The organism is Flammeovirga sp. AWQ4_249, from assembly GCF_056161045.1.
In genome coordinates, this window is the sequence record NZ_JBSWYJ010000015.1 from 106,019 (window position 1) to 127,940 (window position 21,922).

The window sequence follows — 21,922 nt, forward strand, 5'->3', positions numbered from 1 at the left end:
AATTCTTAACTTATAAAAAAACACTTCCCTAAAAAGAGAAGTGCTTTAATTCATTGGTAACTATATATAAGTGTAGTTAGAATTGTGCTGTTTCGGTACTTCCTTCCATTGCTGTAGTAGAAGAAGTACCCGCAGTAACGGTATTTTGAATAGCATCAAAATAGGTAGTACCCACAAATGCTTGATGTTTAACTGCTCTAAAGCCATCCGATTGTAAGGCAAATTCTTTCTCTTGCAATTGAGAATAACCCGCCATTCCTCTTTCTTTATAAGCTTTAGCTAATTCAAACATACTTGTATTTAATGCATGAAAACCTGCTAAAGTAATGAATTGGAATTTATAGCCCATATCCGCTAAATTTTCTCTAAATGTCTCCATCTCTTCAATACTTAATTTAGAAGCCCAATTAAATGAAGGAGAACAATTATAAGCCAACATTTTTCCAGGGAATTTTTTATGTATAGCATCAGCAAACTTTTTTGCTTCTTCTAAGTCTGGGTGAGAAGTTTCACACCAAATTAAATCAGCATAAGGAGCATAAGATAACCCTCTAGAAATAGCTTGATCAATTCCATTTTTAACTTCATAAAAACCTTCTGAAGTTCTTTCTCCATGTATAAATGATTGGTCTCTAGGATCAATGTCGCTGGTCAATAAATTGGCAGCATCCGCATCTGTCCTAGCAATAATAAGGGTAGGGGTACCACATACATCAGCAGCTAATCGAGCAGCTACTAATTTATTAATAGCTTCTTGAGTTGGTACTAAAACTTTGCCTCCTAAATGGCCGCACTTTTTTGCAGAAGAGAGTTGATCCTCAAAATGAACACCTGCAGCACCTGCTTCAATCATCATTTTCATTAATTCAAAAGCGTTCAAATTGCCGCCGAAACCTGCTTCAGCATCTGCAATTATGGGTACCATATAATCTGTTTCATTTTTACCAGCAACAGATTGTATTTGATCTGCACGTCTTAATGCATTGTTGATTCGAGCAACAACTTTAGGAACACTATCGGCAGGATATAAAGATTGATCAGGATACATTTGCCCTGCAAGGTTAGCATCGGCGGCAACTTGCCAACCTGATAAATAAATTGCTTTTAAACCTGCTTCTACTTCTTGAATGGCTTGGTTACCTGTCAAAGCACCTAGTCCCGCCATAAAATGTTCTGTATGTAAGCCATTCCAGAATTTTTCAGCTCCCTGACGAGCAAGAGAATGCTCCACAATAACATTGCCTTGAAGTTTTATTACTTCTTCTGCTGAATAAGGACGATGAATATTGGTCCATCTTGGGTTAGTTGCCCATTCTTTTTCTAAAGCATTGATTCTTTCTTGCATTTTGTGTTAAATTTAAGGTGTTGAAAATGTAATTTTTGCATTTTGGGGACACTACAATGGCAGTTGTAAGTGTCCCTTTTTTATAGTTGAAAATCGATTGTATATAATCTGTTATATTTTTTTGTAAGCAGGTAACGTAAGGAAATCAACAAATTCTTCAGTTGTTACTAAGTCATCAAAGATCTCACTAGCCTCTTGATACTTACCATTTAAGAAGTTTTCGTTTCCAACGTATTCTCTAATTCTTTCCATAACTTCAGGAAGTAAACTTCTATATAATGTAATAGTGATCGGTATACCACAAGAAGTAATAGCAGTATGTTTAATCCATTGCCAAACTTGTGTTCTTGAAATTTCAGCAGTAGCAGCATCTTCCATTAAATTATAGATGGGAACAGCGCCCTGACCATCAAGCCATCTTGCGATATATTGAATCGCTACATCAATATTGTTTTTTAAACCTTCCATTGTAATTTCTCCTTTGGGAATATGTAATAAATCCTCAGGTGTAATTTTTTTATTTTGAATTGGAACATTTAGATTGTTTGGTCCACCCATATATCGATCAAAAACATCTTTTGCTGTTTGTACTAATCCAGGGTGAGCAACCCAAGTACCATCATGTCCTGCCATTGCTTCTCTTGTTTTGTCTTTTGCTACTTTTTCAATAGCTCTTTGATTGGCTTTCTCATTATTCTTAATTGGAATTTGAGCAGCCATTCCACCCATTGCAAATGCACCTCTTTTATGGCAAGTTTGGATTAATAATTCATAGTATGATTTCATAAAATGAACTTTCATGGTCACTTGATTTCGATCAGGTAAAATGAAGGCAGGGTCATTTCTAAATTTCTTAATGTAAGAGAAAATATAATCCCAACGACCACAGTTCAATCCGGCTGAATGCTCTTTTAATGCATATAGAATTTCATCCATTTCAAATGCTGCGAGAATAGTTTCTATTAATACAGTGGCTTTTATGCTACCTTGAGAGATGTTCATATAATCTTGAGCAAAAACAAAGATGTCATTCCAAAGTCTTGCTTCTAGATGACTTTCTATTTTAGGAAGATAGAAATAAGGAGCAGAGCCTTTTTTGATTAAAGTTTTTACATTGTGAAAGAAATACAAACCAAAATCAACCAAACTACCAGATGCTGGATGACCGTTGATTAAAATGTGCTTCTCAACCAAATGCCAGCCTCTTGGTCTAACCATTAAAGTAGCAACCTTCTCATTTAATTTGTAGGTTTTTTCTGTAATAGGATGAGTAAATCTGATGCTCCCTAAATTGGCGTCTCTCAAATTAATTTGCCCTTGAATATTATTGTTCCAAGTAGGAGAGTTTGCATCTTCAAAATCAGCCATAAATACATTAGCACCACTATTTAATGCATTAATGATCATTTTTCGATCAACAGGTCCGGTGATTTCAACTCTTCGATCTTGGAGATCTTCTTTTACAGAATTTACTGTCCATTCACTGTTTCGGATGTAAGCTGTTTCCGCTAGAAATGTAGGTTTTTTACCTTCATCTATTCTTTCTTGTCGCTTAATACGAGCCTCTAGAAGAGCAATTCTTCTCTTATTAAACTTTTCGTGCAACTCTACTATAAATTGTAGAGCATCGTTAGTGAGAATTTCTTCAAACTGTTTGTTGATTAAACCTTTAAGTTCAATCTTTTCATGTGTTATTATTGATGTTGTCTTCATAGTATTAAAAGTTGTATTTGGGTGAATGATGATTCAAATATATAAAAAGCGAAATAAATAAAAAAAGCGAAAATTCGCTGAAATATTATTTTATGTAATCTTTAAATATAATTATAACAATATTAAAGCCACTTAATTAGTTTAATATAGCAGATATAATATGATATAAATGGTAAAATGTTAAAAAGCGAAAATTCGCTAAAAAACTGAATATTTATTCAATTATAGTTTGAAGAAGTATATTAAAATAGATTTTGACTATTCATTAAGATTTGTTTCCGAAGTCAAAAAAATAATGTATTTTTAGATATACAATGCTGAACTTGAAAAGTTATTTATATGAAATTAAGACAAACATTATCATATCTATTCTTCTTTTTATTTACACCTATATTACTAACCGCTCAAGACTTTCCATCTGAGTATTGGCACTATGGAGAAGTTGATTTAAAAAATGGAACATCCATGAAAGGTAAGGTGAAGTATTCTCTAAGAGAGGATGTTGAGTCCATACAAGTTATTGTAAACGGAGTTGTGAAATCATATGGAGCTCAGAATGTCAGTAGTTTTGAGATTATGGATGCAATGACAAAAAGACAACGGGTATTTTTCTCATTGCCTTTTAAGAAGTCCAAAGGATATGTCAAAAACCATTTCTTTGAGCTGATTGAAGAGGGTGAACCTTATATTTTATTTGCGAGAGAAAGAGTTGCAGAAATCTCTGAAACTTCATACGATCCTTATTGGGGGAATAATTTTAATACTAGAAGAAGGGTTTTAGTACATGATTTTTATTTGATGGATATGTTCGCAGATATTCGTCAAGTTGATATGAGAAAGTTAGATACAATGCTTGCTTATTTTGGTAAGTATAAAGATAAAGTCAGGGCTTTTATTACAATTAACAAGCTCGATTATAAGGATAGAGAGGATTTTCTCCAAATCGTGAGATACTATGATTCTTTAGTTGAAGTAAAGGAAATATCAAATTAAGATAATAAATTAGGGGCTGTTTTAAGACAGCCTTTTTTTAATAGTCAAATATCAATGAAACCATTAATATTAATTTCCAATGATGACGGTATAACGTCAAAAGGAATCAAATTTTTAGCAGATATTATGAGATCAATTGGTGAGGTTGTAATTGTTGCACCTGATAGTCCTCAATCAGGACAAGGACATGCAATTACAATTGAAGAACCTTTAAGATATCATGCTTCAGATCTTTTTGAAGATTGGGGAATTGAAGCTTATCAATGTTCTGGAACTCCGGCGGATTGTGTGAAACTAGCGAAGAATCATTTATTAGATAAAAAACCTGATTTAGTAGTAAGTGGTGTAAATCATGGTAGTAACACTTCTGTCTCAGTTTTATATTCAGGTACAATGTCTGCAGCTTTGGAAGGGACAATTGAAGGATTGCCAAGTATAGGATTTAGTGTGTGTGATTACGGTTATGATGCTGAATTTGAACATACTAGAGAGTGGGTTAAAAAAGTAGCTTTATCTGTTTTGAAAAATGGATTACCAAAAGGAACAGCATTAAATGTTAATTTCCCGAAGTATTCTGGTGAGCCTATCAAAGGAATGAAGGTAGGGCGACAAGCAAAAGGAAGATGGCATGAACAATTTGATGAACGTGTAAATCCTAGTGGGCGTAAATACTTATGGTTGACAGGGAAATTTGTAAACCCAGATACTGCAGAAGATACTGATGAATATGCGATTGAAAGAAATTATGGAAGTATTGTTCCTACTAAAATAGATCTAACTAATTATGATTATTTGTCAGAAATAAAAGATGAGTGGTCTTAATATTTATTTGGAATTAATTATGTGCTAAGATTCAATTAGTTAAAGAACTAATCTTCATAATACGTATTTATTGGTTTGTTTTCTATAAATTATCAATGCATATTTGCATCGCTTTAAACGAAAAGCATGTACAAAATACAAAATGAACCGCCTAGGTGGTGGAATTGGTAGACACGCTAGACTCAAAATCTTGTGAAGGTGACTTCGTGTGGGTTCGAGTCCCACCCTAGGTACAATGTTCATTTTCTATTTTAAGCTTGAGTGGTGGAATTGGTAGACACGCTAGACTCAAAATCTTGTGAGGGTTTCCTCGTGTGGGTTCGAGTCCCACCTCAAGTACATAACGTCCTTATTGAAATTAAGAAAACAATTCGCCTAGGTGGTGGAATTGGTAGACACGCTAGACTCAAAATCTTGTGAAGGTGACTTCGTGTGGGTTCGAGTCCCACCCTAGGTACTATGTTTTTGTTTTCTTGATTTCCGCCTGGGTGGTGGAATTGGTAGACACGCTAGACTCAAAATCTTGTGAAGGTGACTTCGTGTGGGTTCGAGTCCCACCCCAGGTACAAAAAAAGCATTGGTAGAATATATCAATGCTTTTTTTTTATGTCTAAAATTTAAAATGACAAAGACTAAGAAATGCAATAGGTGTTTAAGCTTGTATTAATAAAACTGCATATTAATAGAGCTAAATATCTGAAAATTAGCTTGTCCTGTTCCTTGAGAATAGATAGAATATTGCGGTTCAAGAAATAAATTAAACACCGTTTTTCCAACTTTTAGTACTTTTCCATAACCTATACCAACAGGAAAATTATATCTATTATTGGTGAAATCTAAAGTCCAAATCGGTGCACCTCTAAGTTGATGGCCTTTACCTAATTGGAAGAAATAGAAAGGTTGGATTGCAGCTAGGTTTTCATCTGCCTTTAATGCTTTTCCATTGTCATCCACTAATTCTGAGTCATCACCAACACCTACAGTCCAAGTAATAAGTCCACCCCATTGCATTAATTTTGATTTAGCATTAAATAAAACAATAGCACCTCCAACTTGCCAATTATTTGCGCCAAGACTAATATTATATTCATTCAAAATAGTGCCACCAGTTCCTGTAGCTGTAGCAACACCAGTGGAAGTGGGAGCAAAAACCATCGGGCCAATGCCAAATTGAACTGGAGATGAACCGGGAGTAGCAAGATAAGTGGCGAAAAGATTAAAATCTCCTAAGGCTGTTGCAGAGGTGTTATCATTAGGACGATTTACAGTCATCGTTGGTAGGGTTGCTCTAAAAAGTACACGTCCTATTGGTTGAGCGTACCTAAAAGATGTGATCATATTTGTTCCATCTATGCCTGTTAAATTCGTCATGTAGTTAAATTGAATATTAAAGGCTTTGATATTGGCTAAGGGATTATTTGCATTTGCTGCGGCATTATCTTCTTGTTTTTCTTGGCCAAAAACAGAGAAAGAAAATAGGAATAATCCAATTTTTAATATTAATTTCATGATATTAGTTCTAATTGGGTCTATTTTATCTTAAGATAGCCTAATATTTAAGCTTATTAAGGGAATTTTAACAAAAATTGAAAATTAGTTAAAATTAATACTAGAAAAGTCATATATTTGTGTCATTATCGCAAATGAATTAGATGTCAACAAAGAAATTTATATATAGTATATTATTGCTGCTATTCTTATCGGGGTGTGGCGAGGAAGTAATTGAAGAATCACTTCCAGAGGATTTGCTATATGCAAAAAAATATGAGTTGACTTATTCAGAACCATTAAAATTAGATACTTTTAGTGCGGAATTGACAGGGGAAGATCTCAATTCTTCAGTTATTCATTTTACGATAACAAGACACGATGGTATTTTACTTTACGAAGAATACTTTGATGGAGAACAGATTATTGGGGATGATAAAGATCTCGATAGTTTGGATGTAGATACTCGAACAAAGTTGGTGAGTAGTAGAGTAGATAATTTTTTGCAAGATAAAGCAGAAATTATCATCCTTCTGGAGAAATTAAGACCTAAAGTGAAAGAAGAATTTTAGGAAAAAATATATAGATAAAAGGCTATCAAATCTTAAATTTGATAGCCTTTTTCTTTATTCGCAAAGTTCTAATCGAACTGTTATCGCATTTTTATGAGCATCTAGCTGTTCAGCTGCTGCCATTCTTTCAACATGAGGGCCTATAGCTTTTAAACCAGTCTTATTGATTTTTTGGAATGTTATTTTCCTGAAGTAACTATCTAAAGAAACGCCAGAATAATTTTTTGCATACCCATAAGTAGGTAATGTGTGATTTGTTCCTGAAGCATAGTCACCGGCAGATTCTGGTGTGAAATGACCAACAAAAACGGAACCTGCATTGATAATCTTTTCAGCGATATCATCTGCATTTTCTAAAGACAGAATAAGGTGTTCTGCAGCATATTCATTTACTAATTCTAATGCAGTTTCCTCATCCTTCATTAAGAAACTTCTACTATTTGCTAATGCTTTTCTAGCAATCTCTTGTCGAGGTAATACAGATAATTGTTTTTCAAGTTCAATTTCTGTTTTTCGTATGATTTCTTCAGATGTTGAAACGAGAATAACTTGACTATCAATACCATGTTCTGCTTGAGATAATAAATCAGCTGCTATAAAGGAAGGATGTGCTGTATTATCAGCCCAAACCAAAACTTCAGATGGTCCAGCAGGCATATCTATAGCTATTCCTTCTTTTGTGGCCAACTGTTTTGCTGCGGTAACATATTGATTACCTGGCCCAAATATTTTTGAAACCTTTGGGATAGATGTAGTTCCATAGGTCATGGCTGCAATTGCTTGAGCACCACCTACTTTAAATACTTTGGTTAAACCAATTTTTTTGGCAGCATATAATATAGCTGGATGAATCTTTCCTGTTGAACTAGGAGGGGTGCATAATATTACTTCTTCACAACCAGCAATAATAGCAGGTGCACCAATCATAATTACAGTAGAAAATAAAGGAGCAGTTCCTCCAGGGACATATAAACCAACTTTTTGAATGGGTACACTTTTTCTCCAGCATTCAATACCATTCATTGTTTCAACCTTTAGGGTGTCGGTTTTTTGAGCGGCATGAAATTTTGTGATGTTATCAATCGCAATAGAAATAGACTCTTTTAATTCATTGTCAACAATTTTTTCAGCTTCATTGAATTCTTCTGCAGAAACTAAAAAAGAATCTATATCAGCACCGTCAAATTGTAAAGAAAAAGCCCTTAAAGCAGCGTCACCTTCTTTTTGAACAGCTTTTAAAATAGGCTGTACTTGTTTTTCGATTTCCTCAATACTCATTGCCGGTCTGAGTAGTAGTTCTGACCATTCTTGTTTTGAGGGATTTTTAAATAATTTCATAAATCATCTTCTTTTAAAAAAGAGAAGAATGATTATAGGAAGTTTGAGTGGTCTAAAGAACCACTCAAACTCATCATTCTATAGTATCATTTTCTCGATTGGAACTACAAGTATACCTTCGGCACCTGCAGCCTTAAGTTCTTCGATTTTGGACCAAAAATCATCCTCAGCGATAACAGTGTGTATTGAAACAAACTCTTCATTCGCAAGAGGCAAGATGGATGGACTTCGCATTCCTGGTAGAATATTCAAAATTGTGTCTAGATTATCCTTAGGTGCATTCAATAAGATATATTTATTATTGTCTGCAGTTTGTAAGGCGTTAATTCTAAACATTAATTGGTCTAGAATTTCTTGCTTTTCTTTAGAAAGCTCAGGAGTTGCAATCATTAATGCTTCCGATTTGAAGATACTTTCTACTTCTTTCAAATTATTTTGCATTAAAGTACTTCCTGTACTTACTAAGTCACAAATGGCATCAGCTAAACCAATGTTTGGTGCAATTTCTACAGACCCTGAAATCTCATGGATCTCACAGTTAACATTGTTTTCTTTTAAGAAATCACCTAAGATTTTAGGGTAAGAAGTAGCAATACTTTTACCATTTAAATCTTGAACACCATTGTATTCTTGTTCTTTTGGAATTGCGATCGAAAGACGACATTTAGAAAAACCAAGATGATGGACAGTATCAACGTTTTTGTCTTTTTCAACAGCCTCGTTGGCACCAACAATGCCTAGGTCAGCTACGCCATCTTGGACGTACCCTGGAATATCATCGTCTCTTAGGAATAAAAATTCAAGAGGGAAGTTGCTTGCTTCAGCTTTTAAAGCACCCTTCATTCTTGGAATTTTAATCCCACACTGACGGATTAAGTTTAGAGAGCCTTCACTTAATCTTCCAGACTTTTGGATTGCAATCTTAAGTTTTGTCATAATCTTAAATTGTGTCTTACACTTTTGTAAAAACACCGAAGTGTTTAATTGTTCATCTAGTTTAATGATGAAGTAGTTAGATTTTTACTTTCATCATAATATCGAATTTCTCATCAAATCTACTTAATTTTTCAGAATATCATATCAAAAAAATAGATTAATGAAGATATTTATAAAAAAATAATATTTATGTTGCTAAATGTTGATTTAATTGTACAGTTATTGCTAAAAATGAATCAATATAAAGCTTTTAATAAAGTAAGATAATATCCAATTTTGATTATCTTGACTTATCTTTATTATAAAGAATAGAGACCCCTAACATAGATTTTTTTACTAATGATCAAGTGTCTTACAAATTACTTCATATACTTCATTTTTTTTCTAACACTGTTCACTTCAAATTCTCAAGTATCAGCACAAGAAACATTATATTTTTCTGATGATGTAGAACTGTTTAATAAGGGAATTGTTTTATATAATGAACATAATTTTTCTGCTGCAAAAAGATACCTTTATCGTTTTCAAGAAAAGCATTGTGGTGAAGATGAAAAGTGTATAGAAACAACCTATTATATCGCCGTATGTAATTTGGAGTTGCAACATCCGAATGCTGAAAATCAGATTGTCAATTTTGTCAATACTTATCCTGTACATCCCTTTTCAGCAAAAGCTTACAAAGTGTTGGGAAGCTATTATTTTGAAAAAGGAGAATATGCTAAAGCCTTAGAGGCATTTAATAGAGATCCTTATTTTGATTTCTTTGATGATGATGAAATAAAAATAGCATATCAGGCAGCATACTCAAATTTTGATCAAGGAAGACTTGATGATGCGAATAAATTATTCCAGATCTTAAAAAAAGGAACCCATGCTTATGCATTGAAGTCGAGTTATTATGCCGGCTATATAGAGTTCGAAAAGGGAGAATTTGAAGAAGCAATAAAAGATTTGGAAAAATCAGCTACTGACGATGATATCAAATCTTATGCATATGCATTATTACCGATTGCCTATTACAAAATGGGACAAGAGAGTAAAATGATCGCATTAGTCAATGAAGCGAGAACAAAAGATATTCACCTACCTCCAGATGCTTATTTATTTACCGCCAAAGTATATTATAATAAAAATAATTATTCTCAAGCACTTTTCTATTTTGATGGATATCTTGATGAAGTGCCATTGCAAGCATTAGATAGAGTAACTGCCTATCAAATCGGTTTTGCAAAATTTAAAAATAAACTTTATCACGAGGCGGTTCAACCATTGTCTATAGCTGCAGATGGTGAGGATGAGTTAGCACAAGTTGCATCTTACGATTTGGGTGTGACCTCTTTATCGATTGGAGAAAAGGGGAAAGCACTTTTAGCGTTTAAGCAATCAAGATTATTGACATATGATAAAGAATTACAAGAATTAGCGTCATTTAATTATATTAAAGTATTGTTTGATGTCGGACTATACACTGATGTTCCTCAAGCAGTTGATTTCTTTTTGGCATATTTTCCAAAATCGAATAAAAAGGATGAAATTGATCATCTATTACAGGTTGCATATGTAAATTCAGGTGATTATACCAAGGCGTTAGAAATGTTTGATGCCTTATCATATATAAATGTGGACACCCGAAAAGCATATCAAGAAGCGGCGTTTAATAAGTCGGTAGAAAATGCAAATGATGATGATTGGAGAGGTGCTGTTTATTATTTGAAAAAATCACAACGTTTTCCAATAAATGAAGATTTAGTAAATGCCTCTAATTATTGGCTTGGAGAGGCTTATTCGTATTTGGAAGTATATGATTCAGCAATACTAGCTTACGACAAGGTTCCTATTACTTCACAATTTTATGTGCCTTCCTTATTTGGAAAGGGATATGCTAATTACGCTGATGAGGAATATCAACAAGGAATACTAGATTTCACAAAATATATTAACAGAGGGAAGAATATTGAATCAAGAGAGAAATTAGCAGAAGCAACATTAAGAAGAGCAGATTGTTATTTTGGTATTAATAATTATAAAGTAGCAATTAGATCTTATAATGTGGCTATTTCATCAGGTGTGAAAGAACTAGATTATGTTAACTATCAAATGGCTCAAAATTACAAGGCTTTAGGTCAATTAGATAATGCAATTCGTTTATATCAAAAAGTAGGGAATGACTATAAATCATCAGTGTTTGCACCTCTTTCTTTTTATCAAATTGGACTTGTTTATGCAGAAGAAGATAGAAATGCCGAAGCCATTAAAAATTTTACACAAGTAGTCAATAAATATAATACATCTGAAGTTTATATTCCTAGTTTAGCGAAAAGAGCACTTTGTTATCAGTTGGAAGGGGATTATCCTAAAGCAGAAAAAGATTATAAAGATGTTATTGATCTAGATCCAACATCCTCTCAATCAGAAGCATCAATTACGGCACTACAAGATATGAATTCAAGAGGGCATGATGTTGCACAAATGAGTGAATATCAACAAAAATTTAAAGAAGCAAATCCTCAAAGTACAGCAACTTTACAAGGTGATTATGAATTAGCTATACAACCTTTTCAAAATAAAGACTACGAAACAGCAATTATTACATTAAACAATTTCATTGAAAGGTCTCCATATTCACATTATACAGATGATGCTTATTTCTCTTTAGGTGTTGCTTATAAGTTTAGAAATGAAAAGCAAAAAGCAATTCAAGCTTTTGATAAGGTAGAGATTATGCCTACAAAAGAAAAAGCTTTGAGATATATAGGAGAGCTTGAAATACAAACTTCTCAATTTGAAAAAGCAATTGACACTTTTGTTGAATTAGAAAAAATTGCAACGAGAAAGTCCACCACATGGGCCGTTTATGTAGGTTTAATGAAGGCTAATTTTGAAGTGAAAGATTATGGCGCTTCAAAAAAATATGCTGAGATAATCATTGAAAAGAAGATTAAAAGGAACTTATTAGATGCGGAACTTTATATTGGTAAAGTCAACTTAAAAGAAGGTAAACTAAACGATGCATTGACAATGTTTGACGAAGTGGCTAATAAAGCAAACTCAAAAATTGGAGCTGAAGCTCAGTACTATGTGGGCTTAACTTTAAGAGAGCAAACGTTAAAAAATCAAGCTTCGCAAGAAGAACTTAATATTGGTTTGACAACAAGTACAGAGGCATTAATAGATGTCCAAAAACGATTTGCAAGTTATGGTGATTGGACGAGTAAGGCTTATTTATTGATTGCCGAAAATTATATATCATTAAATGATTTCTTTCAAGCAAAAGCAACTTTAGAATCAGTTGTGATTAGTTCTTCTTCTGCAGAAGATAAGGTAATAGCGAAACAAAGAATCGTTGATTTGGAGACCTTAAAAAGAAATGCAAGTAACCAATAATCTATTATTTAGTCTAATGAAAAACTTTTTTAAATATATCGTATTGAGTGCTTGTAGTTTACTTTCTATTCATGCAATGGCTCAAAAATCAGAAAAATCGAATCTTGATAATGCTGAGGTAGTTATTGAAAAGAACTCAAACTATGACCTTCATATTATGGGGCGTGATTATGATAAGATTCAAAGAATTGAAAAACGATCAAAACCTTCACCTCAAAGTTATGAGCTCGAATTAGTAGAAATTGAATTAAATGATTCCTTACCAACACAGTTACCTGCTGTTTTAGATGATTATGAAGAGCGAACATATTATAATAATTATGTAAGAATTGGTTACGGGAATTATATCACACCATATTTTGAAGGAGGGATTAATAGTCATCAAAATCCTGAGTATGATTATGGTATAAATTTCATGCATCTTTCTTCTCAGGAAGGAAGTGTATCAAGAAAGTTGTCAGCAGGAAGTAGAAATACATTTGACGGTTTTGGGAAATACTATTCTGATTATGGGACTTCTTCAGTTACTTTAAATTATGATAGAATCGGGACGCATTTTTATGGATTTGAAGGTGACGAAACTTTAATTGACAAAGACAGTATTAAGCAAGTGATTAATACTATTGGCTTTAAAATTGGCCACGTAATGCCTTCATATTTAACAGGTAATAATTACACAGTAAAAGGAGATTTATTTTTTGATTATTCTTTTGACCGTCTAGATGCTAATGAATTAGAAATCGGCTTAGCTTTAGAAGGAGATTATGAGTTAAGTGAAGATGCAAGAGTGAATGTAAAGCTTACAGGTGCTTTTAATCAATACAATAATCAAACAACTACTAATGTAGCTATAAATCAAAATCGTAGTTGGATGAAGTTTGGTGGTAATTATGAAACGAGATTAGAGGATTGGTATATAAAAGCTGGTGTAAAGTTGGCATATAGTGGCGACTCCTCATCACTTGATAATAACTTTTATTTCTATCCTGATGTTTTTGTCGAATATACAGTTGAAAAAGATGTATTAGCCGCTTTTCTTGAAGTCAAAGGTGATTTGAATCTTGTAAATTATCAATCCCTAACACATCAAAATGCTTGGGTGAGTAATGATTTGATGTTATTACATGAAAATGAAATAGTAGATATTCGAGTGGGTGCTGATGCTAATATTGGAAATGATATTGGAATCCGAGGTAGTATCGGTTATGCAATTGTGGATAATATGGGCTTTTTTATCAATGATCCAAATGATATATCTAAATTCCTTATGACTTATGCAACAGAAAACAATACAGGAGTTTTTAATATTAATGCAGTAGGGTCGTGGTCTCAAAGAGAATGGTCTGTTTCGGCATCAACAGATTGGAATTTTTATAGTATTGAAGATGATTTTATTGAAACGGCATATCATAGACCTTTAGCGACAAACAACCTTGAAGTATCGTATAAATATTTATCAAATTGGCTATTCAAAGCTAATTTTTACAATAAAATTGGTTTAAAAGCCATGGAAGTTGATGAGCAAACTGCTGAAACTTCAACAAAGTCTTTACCAATGATTTTTGATTTAAATTTATCAGCTCATTACAAAATCAATGAAAACTTTGATGCCTTTGCTCAAATCAATAACTTATTTTCTCAGAAATACGAAAATTATTACCGTTATAATGTGAAGGGATTTCAATTGATGGCTGGTGTGAGTTATAGATTCTAAGATGAAAAACGAAATTAGAATTGGATTAATATAAGATTTAGAATTTCTATTTGAAGGAGTTTATCTTTTAAATCATAGATGAAACTTCATATTTCCTTCTTTTTTATGGTTTTTACTAAGGAATTGGTTAAATTATTGATTGAAATACAAAATTATTTAAACTATGATTTTATGGTTTTAATATAATTTTTTGGAATTGAGATTTATAAAATAAAGATATAAGAATAGATAGCATGATTGCTGAAGCTATAAAAAGTGCCCTATTAGATTGGGGTGTAGTGGTTGTACCAGATTTAGGAACATTTTGGTCTGAAGAAAGTGGGGCGGAAGTATCACCTTCTGGTAATATGATAAAACCTCCACATGTAAGTATTTCATTTTCAAGTTCTGAAGATGATATTGAGATGTATTCTCTAGTTATTTACATCTCTAAAAATGAAGACTTAGATGAAGATGAGGTGGCCATTCAAGTCAGTATGTTTGTTGCTAATTTGCAACAGCGTATTGAGGATGAGGAAACTGCGCCAATTGGAGATCTTGGTTATTTTGTGCAGGGAGAAGATGGTGAGGTTGTTTTTAGACAAAGAAATGAAAGTAATATCACTCCTGATAGCTTTGGCTTGCCAAAAATTACAGCAACACCCTTAATGGAAGATGAGATTGAAGAAGAAGAGGAAGAGTATCAAGAATATGAAGAGGAACCAAAAGGTAAAAGACCAATTTGGTTATTTATCGCCATTCCTGTTATTCTTGTCTTGACTGCTGTAGGTTATTTTGTAATTAAACCTGATACATCTAATAATATTACTCAGGAAGAGGTAATCGAAGAAGAAGTTATAGAAGAAACACCTCAAGTGGAAGAAGTTGTAAAGGAAACCACAGTTGAACCTGCAACAAAACCAGTGTCAACAGAGAAAGAGGTTGCTGTTCATTCATCAAAACCAAGAAATGGAAATTACCATATTGTAATTTCTTCTTTTAGTGAAAAAAACAAAGCGGAGGTTGCAGTGAAACAAGCTGAAGAAAAAGGTTTCACTCATGTAGGTGTAATCTCATCTAATGGAAAGTATAGAGTAGCATTAAAAGGTTATAATTCTCATCAAGATGCTAAAGAAGAATTAGCTTCAACTCAGAAAACTTTCAAAGGAGCATGGATTTGGAGACACTAATATAAGTCGCCTAGGTTCTATTAAACTATAATAAAGACATTATAATACTAACAATAAAACATGAATTTTTTATCTGTCTTACAAGGCACTGAAATGCCTGAACAAGGAATGCAAGGTACTTTCGAGGAGAGTTTATCGTTATTTCAACTTATTGAAAAGGGAGGAATAACAATGGTAATTCTTGGTGTTTTATTCCTTATCGCAATGTATATTTTATCCAATAGAATATTAACAATTCGAAAGGCAAAGAAAGATCCAACTGTTTTGTTGGATAAAGTAAAAGCTCAAGTGTTAAAGGGGGATATTGAAACTGCAAAAAAATACTGTGCAAGAGACACAACGCCAATGGGTAAAATGTTGGAGACAGGTTTAAGGCATATCTCATCAAATCTTACTACAATTGAGAAAAGTATTGAAAACATTGCTAAAATTGAGCTTTATAAATTAGAGAAAAACGTAGGTATGATCGGTATGATCTCTGGTTCTGCACCAATGATTGGTTTCTTTGGTACAGTAATCGGTATGATTAACGCCTTTATTGCTATTTCTCAAGAGGAAGGTTCTGTAAGTCCTAAATTACTTTCTTCAGGTATTTATGAAGCAATGATTACAACAGCTGGAGGATTGGCTGTAGGTATCTTTGCTTACATTGCTTATAACTATCTAGTACGTCAGATTGAAGATGTTGTACACAAAATGGAAGTAGTTACCATCGAATTTATTGAATTATTGCAATCTCCAAATTAATAGTTATGGGATTAAAACCTGAAAATAAAATCGACCCAACTTTCAATATGTCATCAATGACAGATATGATCTTTTTGTTATTGGTGTTTTTCATGTTGACATCAAACTTTGTAACCCCTTCCGGATTGCCGATTGCTGTGCCTAGCAGTAAAGCTTCCAAAAAAGTAATGCCTAAAGTATATGTTAGTATTACAAAAGATCTTCATTATTATGTGAATGAAGTAGAAGTGCCATTATCCTTTTTAGAAGATGAATTGAAAGCAGTTTTACCTTCTAAACAAGAAGGTGTAGTTGTATTGACAGTCGATAAGGATGTACCTGTGCAGAACTTAGTCAATGTGGCAGGAATAGCAACTTCATTAAAAGCTAAAGTTTCTATTGCAACGACACCAACTTCAGAGGTTGGTAAGTAAAAGAATATGAAAAAAACTGAGGAAGAAATAAAACAAGAGAAGAGAAATCGAAACTTGTCAGTGCTAATAACATTAATTTCCTTTATCATTATTGTGGTAGTGGCTTGGTTTACTGTTGTTTGGACTCCTCCTGATCCGCCAATCCCTCAATACGGTATTGAAGTAAATTTTGGTATGGTTGAAGCAGGTTCTGGTGATATTCAATCCAAAAGTCCTTCTGTAACAGAAAGTAAATCTTTAGAAGAACCTAAACCTACTCCTGATACAGAAACAGCTTCAGCCCCTGAAGAAGTTGTTGAAGAAGAAATTGTAGAACCTGAACCTGTAGAATCAACTCCTGATCCTTCACCTGTAGAAGAAGTGGACCCAAATCCACCTGCTGTTACTGATGCTCCAATTGAAGAAAGCGTAGAAACTGCGAAGGAAGTTATTCAACCAAAAGAGCAAAAGGAAGAAGAAAAAGCGGTTGAGAAAGAGGAGAAAGTGGTGAAGGAAAAAACGAAAGTCCCTAAAATTAATACGCCTGTAACAGGGACATTATTAAAAAAACAAGAAGGTGGTGAAGGTACATCTTCTTCTCAAAAAGAAAATAATAATGGAAATGTAAAAGGTGCAAAAGGTGATCAAGGTAGTGAAAATGGATCAGTGAATGCAGATGCTTTATTGGAATCTGCTGGAGGTGCAGGAGGTACTGCTTTAGATATGCCTGGTTGGAATTGGATTGAGCCTCCTGTAGTTGAAGATTCTTCTTCCGAAACAGGTAAGATCATTTTTGAAATTCAAATAGATGAATTAGGTGAAGTGATTTCAGTTAAAACAATCTATCGTTCAGTTACAAAAACGGTTGTAGATAAATATAGAGAAGCAGTAGATGAATTATCTTTTGAGCCAACAGATGCTCAATCAAATATTCAAAGTATTACCACAGGTCGAATAACTTTTATCATCCGATCAAAATAAAGAGAAAAGCCATGTTTTTATCATTAAAAACATGGCTTTTTTTCTAAGTTTGTATAACACCTACATTGTATCTTTTACTTATTTCTTTTTGATTAGCAATACTAATCCCTTTAGAAATATACTGTCTGGTTTCTTCGGGTTTAATAATTTCATCCAACCATAGCCTTGCTGCAGCATAATAAGGTGAAAGTTGACTATCATACTTTGCTTTTATCTCATTAAACAAAGCTTTTTCTTCGGCTTCATCTAGTGATTTTCCTTGTGCTTTTAAAGCCGACATTTTAATTTGTAATAGGGTAGTAGCTGCAGATTTTCCGCTCATCACTGCCAATTGAGAAGTTGGCCATGCAAGCATAAGTCTTGGGTCATATGCTTTTCCACACATAGCATAGTTTCCTGCTCCGTAAGAATTGCCAACAACCAAGCTAAATTTAGGAACAACACTGTTTGCCATGGCATTCACCATTTTGGCACCATCTTTAATAATTCCATTATGTTCAGAGCGACTACCTACCATAAAACCAGTAACATCATGAATAAACAAAAGAGGTATTTTTTTTTGATTACAATTCATAATGAATCGAGCTGACTTATCTGCAGAATCAGAATAAATAACACCGCCCATCTGCATTTCTCCCTGTTTTGACTTCACAATAGTTCTCTGATTAGCCACTATACCAACAGCCCATCCATCAATTCTAGCATATCCACAAAGAATACTTTGACCATAACCTTCTTTGTATTGTTCAAATTCTGAACTGTCTACTAAAACTTTTATGATTTCTAGCATATCATAAGGTTTTGCTCTATCCTCAGGGAAGTAATCATAAATGCTTTCAATAGTTTGCATCGGTAATGTACTTTTCTTTCTATTGAAACCGGCTTCAGGATTTGATCCCATTTTATCAACCAATTGACGAATTTGATCTAAACATGCTTTATCATCTTCGCATTTATAATCTGTAACGCCAGAAATCTCACAATGTGTAGTAGCACCACCTAAAGTTTCATTGTCGATACTTTCTCCAATTGCAGATTTAACTAAATAGGACCCGGCAAGAAAAACACTTCCTGTACCATCAACAATTAACGATTCATCAGACATAATTGGTAGATAAGCACCTCCTGCAACACAACTCCCCATAATAGCAGCAATTTGAGGAATCCCTTCGGATGACATAACAGCATTATTTCGAAATATTCTACCGAAGTGCTCTTTGTCTGGGAAAATTTCATCTTGCATTGGAAGATAAACACCAGCACTATCAACGAGATAAATAATAGGGATATTATTTTCGATGGCAATTTCTTGTGCTCTAAGGTTTTTCTTACCAGTAATTGGAAACCATGCACCTGCCTTAACAGTAGCATCATTTGCAACGATGACACAATCTCGATTAGCAATTTGACCTACTTTTACAACAACTCCACCAGAAGGACATCCGCCATGCTCTTTATACATGTCTTCTCCTGTGAAAGTCCCTATTTCAATAGCTTCTAAAGGATTGTCAAGAAGGTAATCTATTCTTTCACGGGCAGTCATTTTACCCTTGCTTTTATGTTTTGCAATTTTCTTTTCACCTCCTCCAAGATGAACTTTTGAACGTTTTTCGTCTAATTGCTCAGAGAGATAATGGAGTGAAGTTTGAGACGTTGATTTTTGGTTAGTAGAATAATTCATGTGTATGTGTGTTTATTAAAAAGTAATGTACTTTTTTAATAAGTTAAGAATTTATAATTAAGAAATAAAAACTTTTATAGTATAAAAAAGAGGATTTAACCCAATTGTTAATACTAACTACTTTAATGAATTACTGATAATGAGGTTTTTGTAAAAAGATAAGTTGGTAGATTATTTCTTAGGCAGCTAAAATAGTAGGAGGTAAGTGCTAAAAGTAAAACAAATTTATTTGAACATATAAAGGAATAATTCCATTTAGTCTTGCCAAAAAATAGAAATCCTTCCTTCTTTCTTCAAAATCATTATCTTTGCACCACTATACATAACAACAAACATTAGTTAGTTTTTCAGAATGAAATACATCAAATATATTTGGACAATTTCACTATTCTTTTTCCTAGGTTATTCTTTATTAGCCTATATATATTTCCCGGATAGTGGAGTGATGGTGACAGCAGCTACAGAAACCTCTCAAGCATTTGTAATGTCTAAAAGTGGTTTCTTTTACAGTTCGATGGCGATATTACTTTTTATCAATATTAGTTTAGCCGCATTAGGTTCAAGTATTCTACATTTACCAAAACAGTTGATCCTGGTGCCAAATAAAAGTAAGTGGCTTCACGATAAAGAATCACAACAACAACTTTTAGAAACGTTTAAAGGGTGGACTAAAGGATTGGCAACCCTAATCAATGGTTTGTTATTAACTACACTTGGTGTAATTTACAGAACACAAGGGCATGATATCAATGCTTTTAAAGTAGAATATTCACCAATGATATTTTCTGTGCTCATTTTGGTGTGGATTTTGGCATATATTTTTATCTTTAATAAGCCAAAGAAGTCTGAGTAATATCAGGCTTCTTTGTATTACTTTAATAATCACTATTACTTTTATATTTTTTCTTAATGAAAATAATTTTTGAAACTATTCAATTTATTCGTGCTGTCTTACCTAAAAATCAAAAAATAAAAGCAATTGGTGTTAGTGTTCTTTTATTTATTAATTCTGGTTTTGAATTAATAGGTTTAAGTGCAATGTTACCTGTTTTCGCTGTACTTCTTGAAGATGATATTATTGAAAAATATAATTGGGCTTCATGGATATATATGACTTTTGGTCTTGATGATGATAAGCAACTAATAATTTTACTGACAAGTTTACTTTTTATTGTTGTACTTATAAAAAATTTAAGTGGCATGTATATTATTAAGTTACAAAGTGAATTTGCATTAGGACTTTATAGTAAATTTGCAAAAAAGCTTCATGAATTTTATTATAGAAAAGGATTTTTGTTTTTTAAAGAAAATAATTCGAATTCTTTATTAATAAATATTCAACAGGCAACACAGTTTTTTGCAAATCATCAAATTTTAGGTACTCTAAGTTTATTGAATGAATTTATTGTACTACTTTCAATTGTAGTTAGTATAGCAATATATGATATTAAAATATTAATTTTACTTTCATTAATAGTTGTTCCATCTTTTATGATAATGTATAGTTATGTAAGGAATGAGTCACTTAAGATTGGAGAAATTAGAAAAGAGGTTGGCCCCAGATTAAATAAAAATATATTTCAAAGTATTTTTGGATACGTCGATGTTATTGTATCTGGGTCTCAAAAATTATTTATATCAAGAATGAGTAATGATGTAAATGAGTTAGTTAAAACTAATATTAAAGCAAATATTTTTAATTTAGCTCCCACTCGGGTGATTGAAACATCTTTAATGTTAGCTATTTTAGTTATGAATATTTACGGAGTTTATTATCTTAATTCTAAGGTTGAATTACTTCAGTTATTAGGTATTTTTGCAGTTGCAGGCTTTAGAGTTATGCCCTCAATTAATAGAGTGATGACCTATTTAAATGCTCTTAATCAATATAAATGGACTTTTGAAGTTTTAAAACCTTTACAAAAGGTTCAAAATAGTGAGATAGTTAACAATAAGGAATTAATTTTTAATAATTTTTTAAGCCTAAGTGATATTACATATAAATATCCTGGATCTAACAAAAATGTAATAGAGAATTTTAATTTAACTATAACAAAAGGAGAAGTTATTGGTATAATTGGGGAATCTGGATCTGGTAAAACAACAATAATGAACATGTTACTTGGTTTCATTAAACCTACAAAAGGATATTATAAAATTGATGATAATATTTTTACTGATGAATATAAGCAGTCATTTTATAAAAAAGTAGGATATGTACAACAATCTGTATATATAATTGATGGGACTGTTGCTGAGAATGTTGCTTTTGGGCTTAAAAATAAGGAGATTTCTTATGAAAAATTAAAAAAGTCTTTAATTCAAGCAAGCTTATGGGACATAATTTCAGAACTTGAAAATGGAGTTGAAACGAACATTGGAGAAAATGGCACGAAATTATCAGGGGGACAAAAACAAAGAATTGGTATAGCTAGAGCTTTATATTTTGATTCACAAATTTTGTTTTTTGATGAAGCTACTTCAGCTTTAGATAATGATACAGAGAATGAAATATCTGAATCAATAAAAAAGATTTCAAATGAAAACTCAGATTTAACAATAATAATTATTGCTCATAGAATTTCTACTTTAGATAATTGTGATAGAGTTATAAAATTGTAAATCAATAAATTAGTGTTTTTTTCTA

17 protein-coding genes and 4 tRNA genes are annotated in these 21,922 nt (G+C 32.7%); 15 read left to right on the forward strand and 6 right to left on the reverse strand.

Features of this window, described 5'->3' with window-relative positions; all coding sequences use genetic code 11:
• Positions 1-76: 76 nt before the first annotated feature.
• Positions 77-1,345: an isocitrate lyase gene (gene aceA, locus ACXAHM_RS13145; RefSeq protein WP_474960904.1), complete on the reverse strand. Its 1,269-nt coding sequence runs from the start codon at positions 1,343-1,345 to the stop codon at positions 77-79.
• A gap of 111 nt (positions 1,346-1,456) precedes the next feature.
• Positions 1,457-3,058: a malate synthase A gene (aceB, locus tag ACXAHM_RS13150; protein ID WP_474960905.1), complete on the reverse strand. Its 1,602-nt coding sequence runs from the start codon at positions 3,056-3,058 to the stop codon at positions 1,457-1,459.
• A gap of 339 nt (positions 3,059-3,397) precedes the next feature.
• Between aceB and ACXAHM_RS13155 the strand changes: the two genes are divergently transcribed.
• The 6 genes from ACXAHM_RS13155 to ACXAHM_RS13180 all read left to right on the forward strand — a co-directional run bounded on the left by ACXAHM_RS13155 (position 3,398) and on the right by ACXAHM_RS13180 (position 5,439).
• Positions 3,398-4,051, forward strand: a complete 654-nt coding sequence (locus tag ACXAHM_RS13155) for a hypothetical protein (protein ID WP_474960906.1) — start codon at positions 3,398-3,400, stop codon at positions 4,049-4,051.
• Positions 4,052-4,099: 48 nt separating this feature from the next.
• Complete coding sequence (gene surE / locus ACXAHM_RS13160) at positions 4,100-4,873, forward strand: 5'/3'-nucleotidase SurE (protein ID WP_474960925.1); 774 nt, start codon at positions 4,100-4,102, stop codon at positions 4,871-4,873.
• Between the two features lie 149 nt (positions 4,874-5,022).
• A tRNA-Leu gene (locus ACXAHM_RS13165) sits at positions 5,023-5,106 on the forward strand.
• Positions 5,107-5,128: 22 nt separating this feature from the next.
• A tRNA-Leu gene (locus tag ACXAHM_RS13170) sits at positions 5,129-5,212 on the forward strand.
• 34 nt (positions 5,213-5,246) lie between these two features.
• Positions 5,247-5,330 (forward strand) — tRNA-Leu (locus ACXAHM_RS13175).
• A gap of 25 nt (positions 5,331-5,355) precedes the next feature.
• Positions 5,356-5,439: transfer RNA gene (locus ACXAHM_RS13180), tRNA-Leu, on the forward strand.
• Between the two features lie 97 nt (positions 5,440-5,536).
• Here ACXAHM_RS13180 and ACXAHM_RS13185 read toward each other — a convergent pair.
• Positions 5,537-6,382, reverse strand: a complete 846-nt coding sequence (locus tag ACXAHM_RS13185) for a hypothetical protein (protein ID WP_474960907.1) — start codon at positions 6,380-6,382, stop codon at positions 5,537-5,539.
• Between the two features lie 143 nt (positions 6,383-6,525).
• Between ACXAHM_RS13185 and ACXAHM_RS13190 the strand changes: the two genes are divergently transcribed.
• Positions 6,526-6,933, forward strand: coding sequence for a hypothetical protein (locus tag ACXAHM_RS13190; RefSeq protein WP_474960908.1), 408 nt, complete (start codon positions 6,526-6,528; stop codon positions 6,931-6,933).
• 54 nt (positions 6,934-6,987) lie between these two features.
• Here the strand turns inward: ACXAHM_RS13190 and hisD are convergent, their stop codons facing one another.
• Both hisD and hisG read right to left on the reverse strand, forming a co-directional pair.
• A complete protein-coding gene (hisD, locus tag ACXAHM_RS13195) occupies positions 6,988-8,271 on the reverse strand; it encodes a histidinol dehydrogenase (protein WP_474960909.1) in 1,284 nt (427 codons plus the stop codon).
• Between the two features lie 78 nt (positions 8,272-8,349).
• On the reverse strand, positions 8,350-9,207 hold the full coding sequence (gene hisG / locus ACXAHM_RS13200) for an ATP phosphoribosyltransferase (RefSeq protein WP_474960910.1): 858 nt from the start codon (positions 9,205-9,207) through the stop codon (positions 8,350-8,352).
• A 339-nt stretch (positions 9,208-9,546) separates the two neighbouring features.
• Between hisG and ACXAHM_RS13205 the strand changes: the two genes are divergently transcribed.
• The 6 genes from ACXAHM_RS13205 (at position 9,547) to ACXAHM_RS13230 (ending at position 17,594) form a co-directional block, all read left to right on the forward strand.
• Positions 9,547-12,591 (forward strand): tetratricopeptide repeat protein, encoded by a 3,045-nt coding sequence (locus tag ACXAHM_RS13205; protein ID WP_474960911.1) that lies wholly within the window; start codon positions 9,547-9,549, stop codon positions 12,589-12,591.
• A 16-nt stretch (positions 12,592-12,607) separates the two neighbouring features.
• Positions 12,608-14,305 carry a TonB-dependent receptor gene (locus ACXAHM_RS13210; protein WP_474960912.1) on the forward strand — a complete coding sequence of 566 codons (1,698 nt, stop codon included), beginning with the start codon at positions 12,608-12,610 and terminating at the stop codon, positions 14,303-14,305.
• 233 nt (positions 14,306-14,538) lie between these two features.
• Positions 14,539-15,474, forward strand: a complete 936-nt coding sequence (locus ACXAHM_RS13215) for an HU domain-containing protein (RefSeq protein WP_474960913.1) — start codon at positions 14,539-14,541, stop codon at positions 15,472-15,474.
• A 60-nt stretch (positions 15,475-15,534) separates the two neighbouring features.
• Positions 15,535-16,221: a MotA/TolQ/ExbB proton channel family protein gene (locus ACXAHM_RS13220; protein ID WP_474960914.1), complete on the forward strand. Its 687-nt coding sequence runs from the start codon at positions 15,535-15,537 to the stop codon at positions 16,219-16,221.
• A 5-nt stretch (positions 16,222-16,226) separates the two neighbouring features.
• On the forward strand, positions 16,227-16,634 hold the full coding sequence (locus tag ACXAHM_RS13225; RefSeq protein WP_474960915.1) for an ExbD/TolR family protein: 408 nt from the start codon (positions 16,227-16,229) through the stop codon (positions 16,632-16,634).
• A gap of 6 nt (positions 16,635-16,640) precedes the next feature.
• On the forward strand, positions 16,641-17,594 hold the full coding sequence (locus tag ACXAHM_RS13230; protein WP_474960916.1) for a hypothetical protein: 954 nt from the start codon (positions 16,641-16,643) through the stop codon (positions 17,592-17,594).
• Positions 17,595-17,637: 43 nt separating this feature from the next.
• Here ACXAHM_RS13230 and ACXAHM_RS13235 read toward each other — a convergent pair whose 3' ends face one another.
• Positions 17,638-19,275, reverse strand: a complete 1,638-nt coding sequence (locus ACXAHM_RS13235; protein ID WP_474960917.1) for an acyl-CoA carboxylase subunit beta — start codon at positions 19,273-19,275, stop codon at positions 17,638-17,640.
• A 352-nt stretch (positions 19,276-19,627) separates the two neighbouring features.
• Between ACXAHM_RS13235 and ACXAHM_RS13240 the strand changes: the two genes are divergently transcribed.
• Positions 19,628-20,128: a hypothetical protein gene (locus tag ACXAHM_RS13240; protein ID WP_474960918.1), complete on the forward strand. Its 501-nt coding sequence runs from the start codon at positions 19,628-19,630 to the stop codon at positions 20,126-20,128.
• Positions 20,129-20,184: 56 nt separating this feature from the next.
• Complete coding sequence (locus tag ACXAHM_RS13245; protein WP_474960919.1) at positions 20,185-21,897, forward strand: ATP-binding cassette domain-containing protein; 1,713 nt, start codon at positions 20,185-20,187, stop codon at positions 21,895-21,897.
• Positions 21,898-21,922: the final 25 nt, after the last annotated feature.